The sequence below is a fragment of the Ruegeria sp. CDSA246 genome, from assembly GCF_059611225.1.
Window position 1 is genome coordinate 23359 of the sequence record NZ_JBXWPD010000005.1, and the last position, 16369, is coordinate 39727.

Genomic DNA, 16369 nt, shown 5'->3' on the forward strand with positions numbered 1-16369 from the left:
CGCGCGCGCCTGTCGTCTCGCATAGTGGGGGCAAGTGACGAGAGGGCGTTTTGATGACCAAAGAGATTGTTCTGATCCACGGGGCCTTTGCCGGACCTTGGTGCATGGCGGACTACGCGGGTTTCTTCCGCGCGCGCGGCTGGACGGTGCACACCCCTGCACTGCGCTTTCATGGCGGGGACCCCAAGGCCGAACCTGACCCCGGGCTTACGGATACCAGTGTCGCGGATTATACCAATGATATTGCCGAGTTCGTACAGGGCTTGGACAGCAAGCCTGTCATCCTCGGCCATGCCATCGCGGGCGTGGTGGCGCAGCAGGTGGCCGAGCGTGGGTTGGCCAGTGCCATTGTCTTGATCAACCCGAACGCGCCGTGGGGCACCTTGCCCGAAACCGACGATGAGCGCGCCATCCCGCGCGCGCTGATGGAGGGCGGGGCGTTCTGGAAACAGCCCATGCATGTCGAGTTCGACCTGATGGCCCCTTTTGCGCTGAACAAGATGCCCGAGGCGCAGCAGCGTGAAGTGTTCGACCAGCTGGGTGCAGAAAGCGGGCGGGTGATGTTCGAGATGTTCTTTTGGATGTTCGACGATCACCACGCGATGAAGGTCGATATCGACAAGGTCGATTGCCCGGTGCTGATCGTCTCGGGAACCGAGGACCGCGCCGTCAACCCCGACACCTGCCGTGCTCTGGCCAATCTGTACGGGGATCGCGCGACGTTTATGCCAGTGGAAAACCACGCGCATTTCCTGTTCATGGAGCCCGGCTGGGAACACCCTGCCGGCCAGATCGCGGACTGGCTGGAGGGTAAGGTGGGCTAGACGGCCCGACCTTTCAATTCAGCGATTGACCTGAATACCGCTCTCTGGTTTCCACTTCATGACACCGTCGCCGCCTTTGATACAACGCAGAAGGTGTTCTTCGCGCGTACTGGACGTTTCGGTCACGGTGTTGTTGCCAGAGATAACAACAAAGGCGTCCACCGAATAAGCGAGGCCGTTGTAATAGCAGAACCGTAACTCTGCCCCGACCGGAATAGGTGATGCACCGATCAGCGACTGCTGCGCGCTTGCCTGACTGGCCAGCAAGGCAAAGGCCAGCCCGAGGGTTAGTGATTTCATGTCGTCCTCCCGTTCGAAAATTTGTTCGTTCAAATTGGGTCTTGGACGCTCGGAACCTCAAAAGTTGTTCTTGGATGACAATTGCGCGCAAGTGTGAACGGGATCAACGGGTTAGGCAAGGGGGGTGTTTGCAGGTCGCTTGTGGGAAGGTCCTGCGCTATCCGCCCAATGCTTGATGCAGAGCATCAAGCACGCGCCCGACTAGCCTCCGTTTTGACTGGGATGAAGTTGCGGTTTGACGAAAGGCGCGAGGTTTGTGTTTAGGTAGCATGGGAGTTTACACTCAGGTTTTGCGAAAGAGTTGATTGGTGAGAGCAACCACCCTGTAGGCTCACGTTCTCGCAAATTGTGCAAATAATTTTTGATTTTGGGCTGCATTTCTAACTTGCGTCGCTAATTCGAAACCCGGTTCTGCATTTGTTAGACCCACTCCGAACGGAAAGCCCAGCGTAGCAGGGCTAACATCAGAAATTCCAAGCTGCTGTTGTCGTTCTTTGGCTTTCAAAAACAACTTGCGATGGTTTTTGAAAACAACTTTTTCGAACGCTTCCTTGTGTTGGTTGCGCATAACGTGAATACACTCGACAGAGGCTTTTGCCACCGACTCCACATGTTTTTTTGTCTGATCAGGTGAAGGTAGATATCCTTTGTGAGCGCATTTGTTGCGAAGTGACCTTGCCTCGTCGATTAGACTTATGTCGAAGGGCAACGAAGTCTTATTTTGAGTAGCCCATAGTTCGGAAGCGAGGAGGTAGGCACCTATGTTGCGTTCAGCATTGGCGCTCAGAAGGCGGTCTATCTTTTCCATGCTTTCGAATGTCGTATCGCTTGTGTAGGTCACCACCTTAGACACAAAACCCAAGAAAAGCTCTAAAGCTGTGACTGATAATATCACCGCCTCGGAAAAAGACTCATTGCTTAATGCAAGGAACGATTTCTCAAAAAAGACTTCAAATTTCTCACATTGCAAAACGTGTACTGTTGTTCTGTCGCTGGTAGGGCAGTACTTTTCATACACCCCCGGTTCCGTAACTGTTACGAAATCACTGTTCCCACATGGTGTTCCCGTAGAAATCTGGCATGCCATGCAAGCTACCAAAATTTTCAAGCGAAACCTCTAAACATCCAACTCCTCCACAAACCGCGCGTTCTCCTGAATGTACTGGAACCGCAGTTCGGGTTTTTTGCCCATCAGGCGCTCGACAAGATCGCCTGTCTCGCCGGGTTCGTCTTCGTCGATGGTGACGCGGATCAATTTGCGGGAGGCCGGATCCATCGTGGTCTCTTTCAGGTCCTTGGCGTCCATCTCACCCAGACCTTTGAAGCGGGAAACGTCGATCTTGCCTTTGCCGCCCAGACCTTTCTCAAGCCACTCGTCGCGCTCGGCCTCGTCCAGACAATAGACGCGTTTCGCGCCCTGGGTCAGGCGATAGAGGGGCGGGCAGGCCAGGTACAAGTGGCCCGTGTCGATCATCGGGCGCATCTGGGTAAAGAAGAACGTCATCAGCAGCGCCGCGATATGCGCCCCGTCCACATCCGCGTCGGTCATGATGATGATCTTGTCATAGCGCAGATCGTCGACGTTGAACTTGGTGCCAAGGCCCACACCCAGCGCTTGGGTTAGGTCGTTGATCTCGGCATTGGTGCCCAGTTTCGAACTGGCCGCGCCCAGCACGTTCAGGATCTTGCCGCGCAAGGGCAGCAGGGCCTGCGTTTTGCGGTTTCGGCCCATTTTTGCAGAACCGCCCGCAGAATCTCCTTCGACGATGAATAATTCTGTTCCGTCGCGTGTTGAACTAGAACAGTCCACCAACTTGCCGGGAAGACGAAGTTTTTTAGTGGCGGACTTACGTTGTGTTTCTTTCTCGGCGCGTCGGCGCAGACGTTCTTCGGACCTCAGAATGAGGAAATCGAGAATAGCTCCGGCGGATTTCGTGTCCGCGGCCAGCCAGTTATCGAAATGGTCGCGGACCGAATTCTCTACCAACCGCTGCGCCTCGACCGTCGCAAGGCGATCTTTGGTCTGGCCGACGAATTCCGGCTCACTGATGAAACAGGACACCAGCGCACAGCCACCGGTGATCAGGTCGTCGCGGGTGATCTGCGCGGCCTTCTTGTTGTTGATCAGTTCGCCATAGGCCTTGATCCCCTTGAGGACCGCAGCCCAGAAGCCAGCCACATGAGTGCCGCCTTCGGGGGTGGGGACGGTGTTACAATAGGACTGGATGAACCCGTCGCGCGATGGCGTCCAGTTGATCGCCCATTCGACCTTGCCGGGGGTGCCGAACTTTTCCCGGAAGTCCACGGTGCCTGCAAAGGGTTGCTCGGCATAGGTGGACGAGCCGTTCATCGTTTCCTTCAGGTAGTCCGATAGACCGCCGGGAAAGTGGAAGCTGGCTTCGGTTGGCGTTTCGCCGTCGTCGATATGGGATTTCCAGCGAATTTCGACGCCCGAGAACAGGTAGGCCTTGGAGCGGATGGATTTGAACAGCCGCGCCGGTTTGAACTTGTGGTGGCCAAAGATCTCTTCATCTGCGTGGAATGTCACAGTGGTGCCGCGCCGGTTGGGTGCCGCGCCGACTTTTTCGACAGGGCCCAGAGGGATGCCGCGTGAAAAGCGCTGTTCGAACAGCTGTTTGTCACGCGCCACCTGAACGACCATCGAATCCGACAGCGCGTTCACAACCGACGCACCCACACCGTGCAGACCGCCCGAGGTCTGATAGGCCTTGCCCGAGAATTTGCCGCCCGCGTGTAGGGTGCAGAGGATCACCTCTAGCGCTGATTTGTCGGGAAATTTCGGATGCGGATCGATCGGAATGCCGCGCCCGTTGTCGCGCACGGTCAGGGCGTAATCTGCGTGCAGCTCAACCTCGATCCGGTTGGCGTGACCCGCAACCGCTTCGTCCATCGAGTTGTCGAGGATTTCGGCCACCATATGGTGCAGCGCGCGTTCGTCCGTGCCGCCAATATACATGCCGGGGCGTTTGCGGACCGGTTCCAGCCCTTCAAGCACCTCGATTGAGGAGGCGTCATAGGTATTGGTCGCTTCTGGCGTCAACAGATCGTCGGGCATGGGTGCTGCTCTTGTTTTTGGGTTTGGTCCCATTATGGCAGGGGATGTGGTCCGGGGGAAGGGGCGCGCGAAGTGTTGTGTGCGGTTTGTCGGCTATGATGCGCCCTGATTGGGAGCTGAGGTTGAAACGCTACATGTTTGACTAGGCTGGAACCACGGTCACAACGCCAGCCAGAGAGCCCCATTCCGATAGCCACCCTGCACAAGCTCTTTGGCCTGCAGCACATCCGGATAATCGTCAACCCAGTCGCGAAAACGGTCATTTGTGACAATGGTAGCACTTAGGTCGCGAGCGACCTGTAGAACAAGCGGGTCGGCTGGCGTTCCCTTGGGTGCGACCATAACACGGTCAACGGGCAACCCAAGCAGAGAGGCAAGGGCTTTGTCATTCATGTAGCGATCCGAGATTTTGTAGCCGACATTTGCATCGAACACGACACCGGGAGTCAGGCCGGAGGCGGTTAAAGCGTCGACAACTTCTCGTACGGTGGCAATGTCCGGAATGCCCTCTCGCCAGTGCAAAATATTTGATCCATCAACCACGGCCCAGTTCTCCGGCGCTTTCGATCTGCGCAACCATTTTCCAAGCAGCAATATCGCGCTTGCAACGGTGCAAAGCCCTGCGACCATTGCCCAATCAGAAAAAGCAGGGCGGGACAGTGCCGCGAACAGGCCGCAGATTGACAGGACAAACAAGAACAGAGGAAGGCGCATCGCTGGAAAATCAATATAGTGAAACGGGGTGTCGGCAGTTCTTTATCAGGTGGCGGTGGAGGATGCCCAGAGCGTTCTCATTGCAGTCACGTGAAATGTTCCAGGTAAACGTGGCCGTCAAGGCCTCGCATTGTTTCTGCATTCTGTTTAGGTTTGGCTGCAAAAGCAAATGGATACGGGAGGCAAAGAGATGAGCTGGATCAGAACCATCCCTTTTGATGAAGCAACAGGAAAACTCAGGAAACTGTACGACCGTGTTACTGGCCCCGGCAACAATGTCGACAACATCATGATGGTGCATTCCTTGCGGCCACATTCGATGGAAGGTCACATGGCCATGTACAAGAACGTGCTGCACCATTCGTCCAACACGATCCCGAAATGGTTTCTTGAGGTTTTGGGCGTGTGGGTCAGCGCGCTGAACAAATGCAGCTATTGTGTCGAGCACCACTACAGCGGTTTGCAGCGTTTGTTGGGCGATCCGGAGCGTAGCCAGGCAATTCGCGCGGCGATTGAGGCTGGCACGCCAGAGGAGGCCCCGTTGGATGCGGCCCAGATCGAGGCCATGCGTTACGCGCGCAAACTGACCGAGGCCCCGGCGGAGTTGAAACAGCAAGACGTGGAAGCCCTGCGCACGGCCGGATGGGATGACGGTGAGATCCTCGAAATAAATCAGGTGTGCGCGTATTTTTCTTATGCGAACCGGACCGTTTTGGGGCTGGGGTGTTCCACAGATGGTGACATATTGGGCCTGTCCCCCAACAATTCGGATGACCCGGCGGATTGGGGGCACCGGTAACCGGATTTAGCGCGCGATCCACCCAAAGATTGCCTGTGCTACCGCTTCGGGCTGTTGATGGTGCAGCCAGTGATCAGCGTTCGGAATGTCGATGCGCGTCAGGTCGGGTGCGTAGTCTTCCAGCCCCTCCGTCGATTCTGGCAGCAACGCCTTGTCTTCACGCCCCCACAGCAACAGGTGGGGGCAGCGAACCATCAACCGGTCCTTCGGCAGCTCTGGCAGATCCGTGCGCGGTGCGCCGGGTTTCGCAACCACCAGCGGCGATGCCCGGTACCAGTTCAGCATAGTCTCCAGCCGCCTGGGCCGGGCCCATTCTGTACGATAGACCTGCATCTGCTGGTCCGTAAGCCAGTCTGTACCCATCCCGAAACGAAAGAACTGTTCGAGCTTGGCGAAATTGTCCGCCGACAAACGCTCTGCCGCGTCTGGTGCGCGCAGGGCATTGATGTATTGCGAAGCCTCGGATTGCGCCCCGCCTGCGGCCATGGCCCGTTGGAAAGGCGCCGGGTGCACGCCGTTGGCGATAATCAATCGGTCCACCAGATCCGGGCGGAACATGGCCAAACCATAGGCTACAGACGCTCCCCAATCGTGGCCAAGAACACAAACCGGACGGGCGAACCTCTCAATCAACGTCACCATGTCCGAGACCAGTCGCGACAGGGCATAATGGCCGACGCCCTCCGGCGCCCAGCTTTGCCCGTAACCGCGTTGATCGGGGGCGATGCAATGAAAGTCGGAGGACAAATGCGGGGCCAGGTCCTGCCACGCGCCGCTATATTCGGGAAACCCGTGAAGCATCAATAAAGGCGGAAGGTTAGGGTCCCCCCAGCTGCGCAGAAGGAACCTATGGCCGTTAAGATCAATGAACTTGTTTTTCATAGCCGAAGCCCTGTGTTGTACCTGAAGCACACGCCCAGAAAGATGTAAAAGTTTGACACCAATCAAAGCGTGTTTTTCACCCGGCTGCTAGGCGTTTTTCCGGACAGTGAGACAAGGAGAACCTGAATGGAAGTAGTGACGCAGATCGAGGATGTGCAAGACCCTGCCAACCTGTCGGCGATAGCCAAAACCTCACCGACCGAGCCTAGCCCCGAGAGAATTCGTCAGGCCTTTGAAAGCGGCAAATATCCTTATGACCGCAAGATGGCGCGCAAAGCTTATGAGGCGGAAAAGGCGCAACTGCAGGCAGAATTGTTAAAAGTACAACATTGGGCTCAGGAAACCGGCCAGCGGTTTGTCCTGCTGTTCGAGGGCAGGGACGCCGCGGGCAAAGGTGGAACGATCAAACGCTTTATGGAGCACCTGAACCCACGCCAAGCGCGTGTCGTTGCCTTGAACAAGCCCACCTGGGAAGAGAAGGGGCAGTGGTACTATCAGCGTTATGTTCAGGAATTGCCCACTGTGGGTGAAATGGTTTTCTACGACCGATCCTGGTACAACCGCGCCGGGGTTGAACGGGTGATGGGTTTCTGTTCGCCCAACGAATATCTCGAGTTCATGCGTCAAACGCCCGAGCTGGAGCGGATGCTGGTGCGCTCGGGCATCCAACTTTACAAATACTGGTTCTCGGTCACGCAACCCGAACAGCAACGCCGGTTCAAAAGCCGCGAAACCGATCCTTTGAAACAGTGGAAGCTGTCACCGATCGACAAGGCCAGCCTTGATAAATGGGACGATTATACCGAGGCCAAGGAGGCGATGTTCTTCTATACCGATACCGCCGACGCCCCGTGGACCATCGTGAAATCGAACGACAAAAAGCGCGCGCGCCTGAATTGTATGCGCCACTTCCTGTCTACGCTGGACTATCCGGACAAGAACCATGAAATCGTCGACGGCCCCGATCCTTTGATCGTCGGGCAGGCGCATCACGTGATCCAGCATTCGGAACATATTCTGGGCAATTCACTGCATCCTGAAACGATGTGACAGGAGGCCTCTCAGATAACATTTGAACCTGCGGGTGTAGTCTCAAGGTGAAATTTCGTCGTTCGCCTCTTGTCCCGGCCTCGGGCCGGGCATAAGGCTGTTCGGATGAGTAAGGTGATGACATATGGTGGCCACTTCCGGGCCATTTCTGTGCTGGGCCTGCCGCTGATCGGCGGGCACCTGGCCCAATTTGCTATTGGGCTGACGGATACAGTCATGCTGGGTTGGTACGGTGTCGAGGCGCTGGCCGCCGTGACCCTGGCCAGCAGCTATTTCTTTGTGTTGTTCCTGTTTGGGGCCGGATTCGGTTTGGCCGTCATGCCAATGGTGGCGACGGCTGCGGCTGAAGAAGACGAAACAAGTATTCGCCGTACAACGCGCATGGGGTTGTGGTTGTCGCTTATCTATGCGGCCGTTATGATGCCAATGCTCTGGTGGTCGTACCCTATTTTCCTTGCGTTGAAGCAGGACCCGCAAGTCGCTGAAACCGCGTCCCAGTACCTCAGGGTTGCTGGGTGGGGCCTAATTCCGGCGCTTTTGGTGATGGTGCTGAAATCCTATCTGGCCGCGTTGGAGCGGACCCAGATCGTTTTGTGGATCACCGTGGCTGCGGCAGTGGTCAATGCGATCACCAACTATGCCCTGATCTTCGGCAATTGGGGTGCCCCTGAACTGGGCGTGATGGGTGCCGCCATCGCGTCGGTTGTCACTCAGATCGTATCGTTGGTTTGCGTGGTGATATACGCCATGCGCGTTTTGCCCGAACATAGCCTGTTCCAACGGTTCTGGCGCCCGGATTGGGAGATGTTTCTGAGCGTTCTCCGCCTTGGCGTCCCGATTGGCCTGACAACCCTGTCCGAGGTCAGCCTGTTCGCAATGTCAGCGATCATGATGGGCTGGCTGGGTCAGGTTCCGCTGGCGGCACATGGCATTGCACTTAATTTGGCATCCGCGACGTTCATGGTGCATCTGGGGTTGTCAAACGCTGCGACGATCCGGGCAGGGAATGCGTTGGGCCGGAAAGATAGGCCGCATCTGGAACGCGGCGCGATTGCGGTGACGGGGATGTCTTTGGTGATCTCGGTCCTGACTGTCATCCTGTTCCTAGCCTATGCCGAGCCTTTGATTTCCCTGTTCATGGAACCGGATGACCCGCAGCGTCCGGAAATCCTGATGATCGGTACAGGCCTGCTGGCCATGGCGGCTTTGTTCCAATTGGTGGACGGGGCACAGGTCATTGCGCTTGGCCTCCTGCGTGGGTTGCAGGATGCAAAGATCCCGATGGTCATGGCCGCGCTCAGCTATTGGGGCGTAGGGATCACGTCGTCGTATTACTTTGGCTTCGTATTGGGCATGGACGGAATCGGGGTATGGCTTGGCCTTGTTCTGGGCCTGGCCTGCGCAGCGGTTATGCTAATGGCGCGGTTCTGGATGCGCTCGGTCCGCGAGGTCGGGGTGCCCGCCGAGTAAGATTCGGCGGGTCAGTCTTTGCTGAAGCGGTCTGCCTTTTTTCGCACCAGGACAGAGCGTAGATCATGCATGGCCAGCAGCAACCGGTCGGTTACGTCTTCAAGCTGCTCTGGTGTTGCCTTGGATTGCGCCCATTGCGTGGTGAGGTTCAGATAATCGACAGCCCGATGAATGTCGTCGATGTCGCGCTGGGCCAGCAACGCTTTTCGCGCCTCCATCCAACGGGCAATCTCAGCCTTGTCGGCGTCGGACAACGTGCGTTGGCCTTGCGATTTCACCTCGCCATTGCGGATGTTGATGACCGCAATCTGATCCATCTCGATCCGGCGCTGGCGGTTTTCAGTGTCGATCCTGAAAACCGCCGCACCATTTTCGCGAACGCGGAAATAATATTCGGGCAGTTCCGCCGTCATTTGCGCCTACTCAAGTCAATGATGCGCAAAAGCGCTGGATGCGGGTGCAGGCTTCGGTCAGCGCCTCGTCCGAGGTCGCATAGCTGACGCGAAAGTTTGGCGACAGGCCAAAGGCCGCACCGAACACGACGGCCACGTCCACCTCTTCCAGCAAAGCGGTGGCAAACGCCTCATCCGAGTCGATCACAGTGCCTGCAGGGGTGGTTTTGCCAATCAACCCGGCAATGGACGGATAGACATAGAACGCGCCTTCGGGTGTCGGGCAGCTGATGCCGTCGATATCGTTCAACATGCGCACAACAAGATCACGGCGGCGTTTGAACGTTTCGTTGTTGGGGGCCAGGAAGGACTGAGTGCCGTTCAGTGCCTCCACCGCCGCCCATTGGCTGACCGAGCAGGGGTTCGAGGTCGATTGCGATTGAATCTTGCGCATGGCGGCGATGACCTCGACCGGTCCTGCCGCGTAACCTATGCGCCACCCAGTCATGGCGTAGGCCTTGGAGACACCGTTGCAGGTCAGCGTCCGGTCATAAAGGCGGGGCTCGACTTCGGCCGGGGTGCAAAATTCGAACCCGTCATAGGCCAGATGTTCATACATGTCGTCGGACATGACCCAGACATGCGGATGACGCATCAGAACATCGGTCAGTTCTTTCAGCTCTTCACGGCTATAGCCTGCACCAGTGGGGTTCGACGGTGAGTTGAAGATAAGCCATTTGGTCTTTGGCGTGATCGCAGCCTCAAGCTGATCTGCAGTGAGTTTGAAGTTGGTCTGGATCGAAGTTTCCGCGATTACCGGAGTGCCCCCGGCCAAAAGCACCATGTCGGGATAGCTAACCCAATAGGGTGCAGGGATCACAACTTCATCGCCCTCATTCATCGTAGCCATCAGGGCATTGTACAAAGTTTGCTTGCCGCCGGTGCCGACCGAAATCTGCGCGGGCGTGTAATCCAACCCGTGGTCACGCTTCATCTTGGCGCAGGCGGCTTGCTTCAATTCTGGGATGCCGTCAGGCGCAGTATATTTGGTTTTACCGGCCGCGATGGCCGCAACTGCTGCGTCCTTGATGTTCTGCGGAGTGTCGAAATCGGGCTCGCCCGCGCTTAGGCCGATGACATCGCGCCCGGCAGCTTTCAACTCGGCCGCTTTAGCGGTTATCGCAATGGTGGGCGATGGCTTCACGCGTGACAGTGTCGCAGAAAGGAAACTCATGGTCGGCCTCGATTTGTATGTTCAGCTTGACTGTCATAGGGTGCGCCGGAATGACGATCAAGCGATATGAATTATGGAATTGGAGAGCCCGATGAACGACGAGAATGACTGGTACGGACCGGACTCTGCGACATTCGGGGACAGGCTGGCAGGGGCACGCGAAGCGGCTGGTATGACCCAGGCCCAGATGGCCCGCAGGCTTGGCGTGAAAAAGACAACAATTGCAGCTTGGGAAAACGATCTGTCCGAACCGCGGGCGAACCGTCTTTCCATGATGGCAGGCATGGTCAACGTGTCGATCATGTGGTTGCTGACCGGTGAAGGCGAAGGCATGGATGCCCCCGTCGAAGCGGAAGAGGGCGCACCCGAGCTTGCGGATGTCGTGGCTGAGCTGCGTTCCATTCGCGGCGAGATGCGCGCCAGTGCCGAGCGGGCAGCGAAACTGGAAAAACGGCTGCGTCTGATGCTGGAGCAAGGTCGGTGAACGAACCTCGGGACGTTAGAATTAAGCGGCTGAAGATGCGATCCATGCGACGTGGGATCAAGGAAATGGATCTGATCCTGTCGGCCTATGCTGACCGAAACCTGACGGCCATGGAGCCGTCGGATCTGGATAACTATGATGCGTTGCTGCACGAAAACGACCAGGATCTTTATCAGTGGGTCACAGGGCAGGTGCAGCCGCCCGAAACCTATTCCGAATTGATATCGGACATCGCTCAGACCTTTCAAAAATAAAAGAAAACCCGGCTTAACCGATTTTTCGGGATTTCCATTCATCCTGCCTGAAACAGCGCGACTGAATCGGAGGATCGGATGAGTATGGAAATGCAGGTCTCCGCGCCGGGAACCAAAGGGTTCATGACCAACTATCTTGAGGCACTTGCCTTGGTGGAACGGCTGCACCGGTTGCTATTGGACGTCATCAAGGACGAGTTTGAGCGTGTTGGCGTATTGGAGATCAACGCTGTGCAGGCCTTGCTTTTGTTCAATATCGGCGACCATGAAGTCACCGCGGGTGAACTGAAAAGTCGCGGGTATTATCAGGGCAGCAACGTCAGCTACAACCTGAAGAAACTGGTCGAAATGGGGTACATGCACCATCAAAGATGCGAGATCGACCGCCGATCCGTAAGGGTTCGATTGACCCCACGCGGTCGTGAGATACGCGATGTCGTATCTGAGCTGTTTTCGCGCCACGCTGAGGGGCTGCAAAATCGCGGCGTGTTGGGGCTGGAAGGCATCGATGATATCACCACATCCCTGCGGCGGGTCGAGCGGTATTGGACGGACCAAATCCGGTACATCTATTGATCAGGGGCGCAGGGTATCTGTGGCATCGGACAGGGTGAGCCCATCTAGCTCGCGTATCAGTTTTCGGGTCATTGCGTCCTCATAGGCCTCAAAGCCCAAAGCGACTTCGACGAATGCTCCGGGCCCCAGTATAACCCATGTGTTGTAATAGGCGGAAAGCTCACCGACTTGGACATAGCGTTTGTCGCCATGACTGGGATCGTCGGCTCCGATCACCAGCCCATTGATCGTGATGCCGGTGTTTTCCAGTTCGGCTTTCACGCTGCGTGGATGAGGGCCCAGATTGTGCTTGCCGTCCCCTGACAGATCCAATGTGCGTTTCCAGCAATTCGGTTGCTGCGACAGTAGATTGGCTCCGAACCGCATTGCTGACCCAACAGCCGTGCCCTGTGGTGCGTTACCCCGCGCGACGGTCTTCAATTGGTCGCTGATCAGTGCAAGATCTTGTGCCGTGCGGATCTCAGTCCAGTTTACCAACATGCGTTGATGGCGGGTCTCGCTCCATTCGTAGATAGCCAATCGCACAGGCGCGCCGATGTCGGACAGTATCAGTTGAACAACTTCAGGGCGTTGCAAGGCTGCCGCCAGACCTCCGGTTTGCATCCTATACTCGGTGCTGTCGACCGAACCGGACACGTCCAGCCCCAACGCCAGTGCTTGCCTGCATTCCGACGCGGCGGCGCTGGCGAACATGGCAAATATCGCGGCCAGGAGGCGGATCATTGATGTGCACCCTCCTTCAACGCACCGATCTGCAATCCTTTCAGCTCACGTTCCAGCTTGCGACGCATCGCGCGTTCAAAATCCTCGAATCCTTGTGCGATTTCAAGAAACGCGCCAGGACCATGCAGAACGTTGTTTTCGAAAAACGGGATGAGGAACAGCTCTCCTTCAAAATCAGCAGCGTTGATCACCAGTCCGTTGACCACGACGTTTTGAAAAGGAAAGTGCCGGTATGCCGAGTCCGGCCCATAGCCGTCATTGTTTGAGCCATCGCCGGACAAATCGATGGTGTTAAAAAGGCAGGGTGGCGCTTGCTGCATCAAAGTCGCGCCAAACGCCAAGGCATAACCCATTGCCGTGGCCGAGGCGCTGTCCGAGCGAACCGATTGCTGCACCGTTGAGGCGGCAACCAGCAGGTCGGCTTCGGTGTTGATCATGGTCCAGTTCAGAATAACGCGTTGGGTGGTGCGGCCGCTCCACTCATACACGGCCAGCGCGACCGGCCCGGGCGACGAAAAAAATGCCTCGACCACTTCTGGTGCGATCAATGCAGCCGCAAGACCCTTCCGTTGCAAAACGTCTTCGTTCTCGTCCACGGAAGTCGAGATATCCATAGCGAGCGCCAGTGCAAGCCGGCAGGTCTCGGCCCGAACGGGGCTGGCCAGAACGGCCAGACCCAGCGCTATCAGCCAGCGGATCACCAGCTGCCGGTGCTTTCCATGCTGGCCCAGGGCTCGGCTGGTTCCAGCGCTTTGCCGTTTTGGAGCAGTTCGACCGAGATATTATCCGGAGACCGCACAAAAGCCATGCGACCATCGCGCGGCGGGCGGTTGATAACGACGCCGTTGTCTTGCAGGTGCTGACAAACTTCGTAGATGTTATCGACGCCGTAGGCTAAGTGCCCGAAATGGCGGCTGTCGCTGGGCAGGTTATCGTCGCCGTCCCAGTTATGCGTCAGTTCGATTGGCCGGTCCTTTTGCCCTGGCGGCGCCATGAAGATCAGCGAAAACCGGCCCTGTTCGCTGTCATACCGGCGGGTTTCCTTCAGGCCCAGCAGTTCGTAGAACGCCATCGACTTCTCCAGATCCTTCACGCGAACCATGGTGTGAAGATATGTCAGCCCCATTGTGGCTTCCTTTCTATTCAGGTGATGCGCTGCAGCTTAGCGCGCGGACCAAGCGTGTCGAGGGGCAGGGCGGACACAATTTGGAAATTGCGACGCTTGGTGCACATGTCGCGGTTCCGGTCTGGGAATTGCCGAGATATAGTGGTGGGCGACTCATTGCTGGAAAGGAACTTTCATGCCGCTGTCCTCTGACCAACTGGCCGAGATCGAAGCGCAACGGGCGCAATCGCATCCAACACGCCGCGTTGTGGCTGAGGGGATGGAAGACCACCTCTATACCGCGCATCAGGTGCTGGACCACGGCTTTGTACGCGTGATTGATTACATGGGGGATGACGCAGCGATTTGTCAGGCGGCACGTGTATCTTATGGCAAGGGCACCAAATCGGTGCAGAATGACGAGGGCCTGATCCGCTATCTGATGCGGCACTGGCACTCGACCCCGTTTGAGATGTGCGAGATCAAGTTGCATGTCAAACTGCCGGTCTTTGTCGCGCGACAGTGGATTCGCCACCGGACCGCAAATGTGAATGAGTATTCTGCGCGGTATTCGATTCTGGACCGAGAGTTCTATATCCCTGCGCCGGACCATGTGGCCGCGCAGTCTGAAGTGAACAATCAGGGCCGGGGCGACGCCCTTCAAGGGGAAGAGGCGGCCCGCGTTCTTGAGATGCTCAAGGCCGATAGCGCGCGGTGCTACGACAATTATGAAGCGATGATCAACCAGGATGGTCAGCAGGGGCTGGCGCGAGAACTGGCGCGCATGAACCTGCCTGCGAATATCTACACGCAGTGGTACTGGAAGGTGGACCTGCACAACCTGTTCCATTTCCTGCGTTTGAGGGCCGATCCACATGCTCAGTACGAAATCCGCGTTTACGCCGACATGATGTGCAAGATCGTTGCCGACTGGGTGCCCTTCGCGTATAGAGCGTTCGAAGATTACCGTTTGGGCGCGGTCAACCTTTCGGCGCAGATGGTTGATAGCCTGCGGCGCATGTTGGCCGGCGAAGCCGTGACGCAGGAAAACTCGGGCATGACAACACGGGAATGGCGCGAGTTCGAGGCAGTCATTCGCGAGGGTTAAAACCGACAAGACTCTTTCTTCTGATGTCATGATGCCATTTCGAGCGGTTCATGACATCAGTCATCAGTGTTATGTGTGAACGCTCGGAAATCGTGGTGTTCGGCGAAAACTAAAACACTCATGCCGATTCCAAACCGACGCGAGGGTAAGGTTTCAAACCCTTGAGAATGGACAACGGCCGGAAATTGGCCGTTGGCCTGCTTTTAGTACCCGCAGATGACGGGGTGTTTTATAACGGCTTCAAATCAGAGGCCATTTGTCGGCCGTCGCGTCCGTCTTCCAACTCATACGAGACTTTCTGATTGTCAGCGAGTCCGGTCAGACCGGACCGTTCTACGGCCGAGATATGAACAAAAACGTCCTTGCCACCTTCGTCAGGGGCAATAAACCCATAGCCTTTCGTGGTATTAAACCATTTCACGGTGCCAGTTGGCATTTCCCGTGTCTCCTTCTACTTACACGTTGTCCCACAAATTGGTGGGGGCAGTGGTTGACGCAACCACAACGCATCACCGCTTCGCCCACACGACGCAGCCCGAATTGTGTGTTTCGTCTTTTTCAACATTGCACGGTGAAGTAAAAAATCAAGAATTACTGGAAGCAGCAGGCAAAAATGCCCAAAATTCATACTAGTACAGGAACGGTCCCAAAATGCGTCTATATGGCCTGAAAAATTGCGATACGTGCCGTAAGGCATTAAAAGAAATAGAAAATATAGAATTTGTAGACGTTCGGACGCAAGGTGTTCCCGATTCTGTCCTGACAGAGGCGTTTGATACGTTCGGCGAAGCTTTGCTCAATACCCGGTCAACAACTTGGCGTGGATTGGACGCGGAACAACGCACGCGACCACCTTTGGAGCTGCTGAAGGAACACCCGACTTTGATGAAGCGCCCCTTGATCGAAAATGACGGTACGTTGTCGTTGGGCTGGACCGCAAAAACCAAGGCAAGTCTTGGCGTTACCTGATTGGGCGCTTATGTGTCTGACGTAATTATGAGGGTTTAAATGCGCAACGCATCAATGATTTTGGGCGTCATTGCCGGTTTGATCGGAATGATTGTTGGCTTTTTTGGCTATGGCTATATCGAATTCATAGACCATTACGGTGAGATCGAAGGCCTTGCTGAACAAGTGGACAACGCACAGTTCATCCAGACTGCTTCCATTATTGCACCTTTGCTGGCCATCGCGGGGGGCGCAATGGCCCATGCGCGGGCTCTGATCGGTGGAATATTGCTGCTGATCTCAGCCGTCGGGATGTATTTCGCGTTTGGTTTCAACGTCTTTACGATGTTCCCGGTGGCCTTTGCCGCCGTGGCGGGCATCCTTGGGCTGGCCGCGGGAAAGCCGGACGAGCCCAAGGCACATTTCTAGT

The 16369-nt window shown here is 56.4% G+C and carries 21 protein-coding genes; 10 read left to right on the forward strand and 11 right to left on the reverse strand.

The window, feature by feature from the left end; all coding sequences use genetic code 11:
- Positions 1-53 precede the first annotated feature (53 nt).
- Positions 54-824 carry an alpha/beta hydrolase gene (locus AC2FI9_RS07395; RefSeq protein ID WP_496723656.1) on the forward strand — a complete coding sequence of 257 codons (771 nt, stop codon included), beginning with the start codon at positions 54-56 and terminating at the stop codon, positions 822-824.
- Positions 825-842: 18 nt separating this feature from the next.
- On the opposite strand, the gene AC2FI9_RS07400 is transcribed toward AC2FI9_RS07395, so the two are convergent.
- The 4 genes from AC2FI9_RS07400 to AC2FI9_RS07415 all read right to left on the reverse strand — a co-directional run bounded on the left by AC2FI9_RS07400 (position 843) and on the right by AC2FI9_RS07415 (position 4914).
- Positions 843-1124 (reverse strand): hypothetical protein, encoded by a 282-nt coding sequence (locus AC2FI9_RS07400; RefSeq protein ID WP_496766877.1) that lies wholly within the window; start codon positions 1122-1124, stop codon positions 843-845.
- Between the two features lie 331 nt (positions 1125-1455).
- Positions 1456-2142, reverse strand: coding sequence for a hypothetical protein (locus AC2FI9_RS07405; RefSeq protein WP_496766878.1), 687 nt, complete (start codon positions 2140-2142; stop codon positions 1456-1458).
- Between the two features lie 99 nt (positions 2143-2241).
- The gene (gene parE, locus AC2FI9_RS07410) at positions 2242-4200 is read right to left on the reverse strand and encodes a DNA topoisomerase IV subunit B (protein WP_496723650.1); all 1959 of its coding nucleotides are present in this window, start codon (positions 4198-4200) and stop codon (positions 2242-2244) included.
- A gap of 159 nt (positions 4201-4359) precedes the next feature.
- Positions 4360-4914: an NYN domain-containing protein gene (locus AC2FI9_RS07415; RefSeq protein ID WP_472724096.1), complete on the reverse strand. Its 555-nt coding sequence runs from the start codon at positions 4912-4914 to the stop codon at positions 4360-4362.
- Positions 4915-5104: 190 nt separating this feature from the next.
- Here AC2FI9_RS07415 and AC2FI9_RS07420 point away from each other — a divergent pair, with 190 nt between their 5' ends.
- Positions 5105-5713, forward strand: coding sequence for a carboxymuconolactone decarboxylase family protein (locus AC2FI9_RS07420; RefSeq protein ID WP_496766879.1), 609 nt, complete (start codon positions 5105-5107; stop codon positions 5711-5713).
- A gap of 6 nt (positions 5714-5719) precedes the next feature.
- On the opposite strand, the gene AC2FI9_RS07425 is transcribed toward AC2FI9_RS07420, so the two are convergent.
- Complete coding sequence (locus tag AC2FI9_RS07425; RefSeq protein WP_282153696.1) at positions 5720-6595, reverse strand: alpha/beta fold hydrolase; 876 nt, start codon at positions 6593-6595, stop codon at positions 5720-5722.
- A 126-nt stretch (positions 6596-6721) separates the two neighbouring features.
- On the opposite strand from AC2FI9_RS07425, the gene ppk2 reads away from it, so the two are divergent.
- Together ppk2 and AC2FI9_RS07435 are read left to right on the forward strand one after the other, a co-directional pair.
- Entirely contained in the window at positions 6722-7645 is a 924-nt protein-coding gene (gene ppk2, locus AC2FI9_RS07430; protein WP_496766880.1) for a polyphosphate kinase 2, read from the forward strand.
- Between the two features lie 105 nt (positions 7646-7750).
- A complete protein-coding gene (locus AC2FI9_RS07435) occupies positions 7751-9115 on the forward strand; it encodes an MATE family efflux transporter (RefSeq protein WP_496766881.1) in 1365 nt (454 codons plus the stop codon).
- 11 nt (positions 9116-9126) lie between these two features.
- Here AC2FI9_RS07435 and AC2FI9_RS07440 read toward each other — a convergent pair whose 3' ends face one another.
- Both AC2FI9_RS07440 and AC2FI9_RS07445 read right to left on the reverse strand, forming a co-directional pair.
- Positions 9127-9528 carry a hypothetical protein gene (locus AC2FI9_RS07440; RefSeq protein ID WP_496766882.1) on the reverse strand — a complete coding sequence of 134 codons (402 nt, stop codon included), beginning with the start codon at positions 9526-9528 and terminating at the stop codon, positions 9127-9129.
- Between the two features lie 10 nt (positions 9529-9538).
- A complete protein-coding gene (locus AC2FI9_RS07445) occupies positions 9539-10741 on the reverse strand; it encodes a pyridoxal phosphate-dependent aminotransferase (RefSeq protein ID WP_496766883.1) in 1203 nt (400 codons plus the stop codon).
- Between the two features lie 91 nt (positions 10742-10832).
- Between AC2FI9_RS07445 and AC2FI9_RS07450 the strand changes: the two genes are divergently transcribed.
- The 3 genes from AC2FI9_RS07450 (at position 10833) to AC2FI9_RS07460 (ending at position 12055) form a co-directional block, all read left to right on the forward strand.
- The gene (locus AC2FI9_RS07450; RefSeq protein WP_496766884.1) at positions 10833-11225 is read left to right on the forward strand and encodes a helix-turn-helix domain-containing protein; all 393 of its coding nucleotides are present in this window, start codon (positions 10833-10835) and stop codon (positions 11223-11225) included.
- Between the two features lie 35 nt (positions 11226-11260).
- Positions 11261-11479 (forward strand): succinate dehydrogenase assembly factor 2, encoded by a 219-nt coding sequence (locus tag AC2FI9_RS07455; protein ID WP_108860430.1) that lies wholly within the window; start codon positions 11261-11263, stop codon positions 11477-11479.
- A 78-nt stretch (positions 11480-11557) separates the two neighbouring features.
- Positions 11558-12055 carry a MarR family winged helix-turn-helix transcriptional regulator gene (locus AC2FI9_RS07460; RefSeq protein WP_496766885.1) on the forward strand — a complete coding sequence of 166 codons (498 nt, stop codon included), beginning with the start codon at positions 11558-11560 and terminating at the stop codon, positions 12053-12055.
- Here AC2FI9_RS07460 and AC2FI9_RS07465 read toward each other — a convergent pair whose 3' ends face one another.
- Genes AC2FI9_RS07465 through AC2FI9_RS07475 form a run of 3 tightly spaced genes read right to left on the reverse strand, consistent with a single transcriptional unit; the run spans position 12056 to position 13904 of the window.
- The gene (locus AC2FI9_RS07465) at positions 12056-12778 is read right to left on the reverse strand and encodes a DUF1194 domain-containing protein (protein ID WP_496766886.1); all 723 of its coding nucleotides are present in this window, start codon (positions 12776-12778) and stop codon (positions 12056-12058) included. It lies immediately after the preceding gene.
- The gene (locus tag AC2FI9_RS07470; RefSeq protein ID WP_496766887.1) at positions 12775-13479 is read right to left on the reverse strand and encodes a DUF1194 domain-containing protein; all 705 of its coding nucleotides are present in this window, start codon (positions 13477-13479) and stop codon (positions 12775-12777) included. The genes AC2FI9_RS07465 and AC2FI9_RS07470 overlap by 4 nt, the downstream gene beginning before the upstream one ends.
- Positions 13476-13904, reverse strand: coding sequence for a VOC family protein (locus AC2FI9_RS07475; protein WP_496766888.1), 429 nt, complete (start codon positions 13902-13904; stop codon positions 13476-13478). The genes AC2FI9_RS07470 and AC2FI9_RS07475 overlap by 4 nt, the downstream gene beginning before the upstream one ends.
- 175 nt (positions 13905-14079) lie before the next feature.
- On the opposite strand from AC2FI9_RS07475, the gene thyX reads away from it, so the two are divergent.
- Positions 14080-14991 carry an FAD-dependent thymidylate synthase gene (thyX, locus tag AC2FI9_RS07480; protein ID WP_496723627.1) on the forward strand — a complete coding sequence of 304 codons (912 nt, stop codon included), beginning with the start codon at positions 14080-14082 and terminating at the stop codon, positions 14989-14991.
- A gap of 229 nt (positions 14992-15220) precedes the next feature.
- On the opposite strand, the gene AC2FI9_RS07485 is transcribed toward thyX, so the two are convergent.
- The gene (locus AC2FI9_RS07485; RefSeq protein ID WP_010439113.1) at positions 15221-15427 is read right to left on the reverse strand and encodes a cold-shock protein; all 207 of its coding nucleotides are present in this window, start codon (positions 15425-15427) and stop codon (positions 15221-15223) included.
- Positions 15428-15642: 215 nt separating this feature from the next.
- Between AC2FI9_RS07485 and AC2FI9_RS07490 the strand changes: the two genes are divergently transcribed.
- Both AC2FI9_RS07490 and AC2FI9_RS07495 read left to right on the forward strand, forming a co-directional pair.
- A complete protein-coding gene (locus tag AC2FI9_RS07490; protein ID WP_496723625.1) occupies positions 15643-15960 on the forward strand; it encodes an ArsC/Spx/MgsR family protein in 318 nt (105 codons plus the stop codon).
- Between the two features lie 39 nt (positions 15961-15999).
- A complete protein-coding gene (locus AC2FI9_RS07495; protein WP_496723624.1) occupies positions 16000-16368 on the forward strand; it encodes a hypothetical protein in 369 nt (122 codons plus the stop codon).
- The last annotated feature ends 1 nt before the right edge of the window (position 16369 follow it).

Excerpts from the sequence above, each read along its gene's own strand:
- AC2FI9_RS07450 (WP_496766884.1), top strand. The coding sequence starts at position 10,833 with ATGAACGACGAGAATGACTGGTACGGACCGGACTCTGCGACATTCGGG.
- AC2FI9_RS07490 (WP_496723625.1), top strand. The coding sequence starts at position 15,643 with ATGCGTCTATATGGCCTGAAAAATTGCGATACGTGCCGTAAGGCATTA.
- AC2FI9_RS07485 (WP_010439113.1), bottom strand. The coding sequence starts at position 15,427 with ATGCCAACTGGCACCGTGAAATGGTTTAATACCACGAAAGGCTATGGG.
- parE (WP_496723650.1), bottom strand. The coding sequence starts at position 4,200 with ATGCCCGACGATCTGTTGACGCCAGAAGCGACCAATACCTATGACGCC.
- AC2FI9_RS07455 (WP_108860430.1), top strand. The coding sequence starts at position 11,261 with ATGCGATCCATGCGACGTGGGATCAAGGAAATGGATCTGATCCTGTCG.
- AC2FI9_RS07400 (WP_496766877.1), bottom strand. The coding sequence starts at position 1,124 with ATGAAATCACTAACCCTCGGGCTGGCCTTTGCCTTGCTGGCCAGTCAG.
- thyX (WP_496723627.1), top strand. The coding sequence starts at position 14,080 with ATGCCGCTGTCCTCTGACCAACTGGCCGAGATCGAAGCGCAACGGGCG.
- AC2FI9_RS07395 (WP_496723656.1), top strand. The coding sequence starts at position 54 with ATGACCAAAGAGATTGTTCTGATCCACGGGGCCTTTGCCGGACCTTGG.
- AC2FI9_RS07435 (WP_496766881.1), top strand. The coding sequence starts at position 7,751 with ATGAGTAAGGTGATGACATATGGTGGCCACTTCCGGGCCATTTCTGTG.
- AC2FI9_RS07415 (WP_472724096.1), bottom strand. The coding sequence starts at position 4,914 with ATGCGCCTTCCTCTGTTCTTGTTTGTCCTGTCAATCTGCGGCCTGTTC.
- AC2FI9_RS07440 (WP_496766882.1), bottom strand. The coding sequence starts at position 9,528 with ATGACGGCGGAACTGCCCGAATATTATTTCCGCGTTCGCGAAAATGGT.
- AC2FI9_RS07420 (WP_496766879.1), top strand. The coding sequence starts at position 5,105 with ATGAGCTGGATCAGAACCATCCCTTTTGATGAAGCAACAGGAAAACTC.
- AC2FI9_RS07495 (WP_496723624.1), top strand. The coding sequence starts at position 16,000 with ATGCGCAACGCATCAATGATTTTGGGCGTCATTGCCGGTTTGATCGGA.
- AC2FI9_RS07425 (WP_282153696.1), bottom strand. The coding sequence starts at position 6,595 with ATGAAAAACAAGTTCATTGATCTTAACGGCCATAGGTTCCTTCTGCGC.
- AC2FI9_RS07475 (WP_496766888.1), bottom strand. The coding sequence starts at position 13,904 with ATGGGGCTGACATATCTTCACACCATGGTTCGCGTGAAGGATCTGGAG.
- AC2FI9_RS07445 (WP_496766883.1), bottom strand. The coding sequence starts at position 10,741 with ATGAGTTTCCTTTCTGCGACACTGTCACGCGTGAAGCCATCGCCCACC.
- AC2FI9_RS07465 (WP_496766886.1), bottom strand. The coding sequence starts at position 12,778 with ATGATCCGCCTCCTGGCCGCGATATTTGCCATGTTCGCCAGCGCCGCC.
- AC2FI9_RS07460 (WP_496766885.1), top strand. The coding sequence starts at position 11,558 with ATGAGTATGGAAATGCAGGTCTCCGCGCCGGGAACCAAAGGGTTCATG.
- ppk2 (WP_496766880.1), top strand. The coding sequence starts at position 6,722 with ATGGAAGTAGTGACGCAGATCGAGGATGTGCAAGACCCTGCCAACCTG.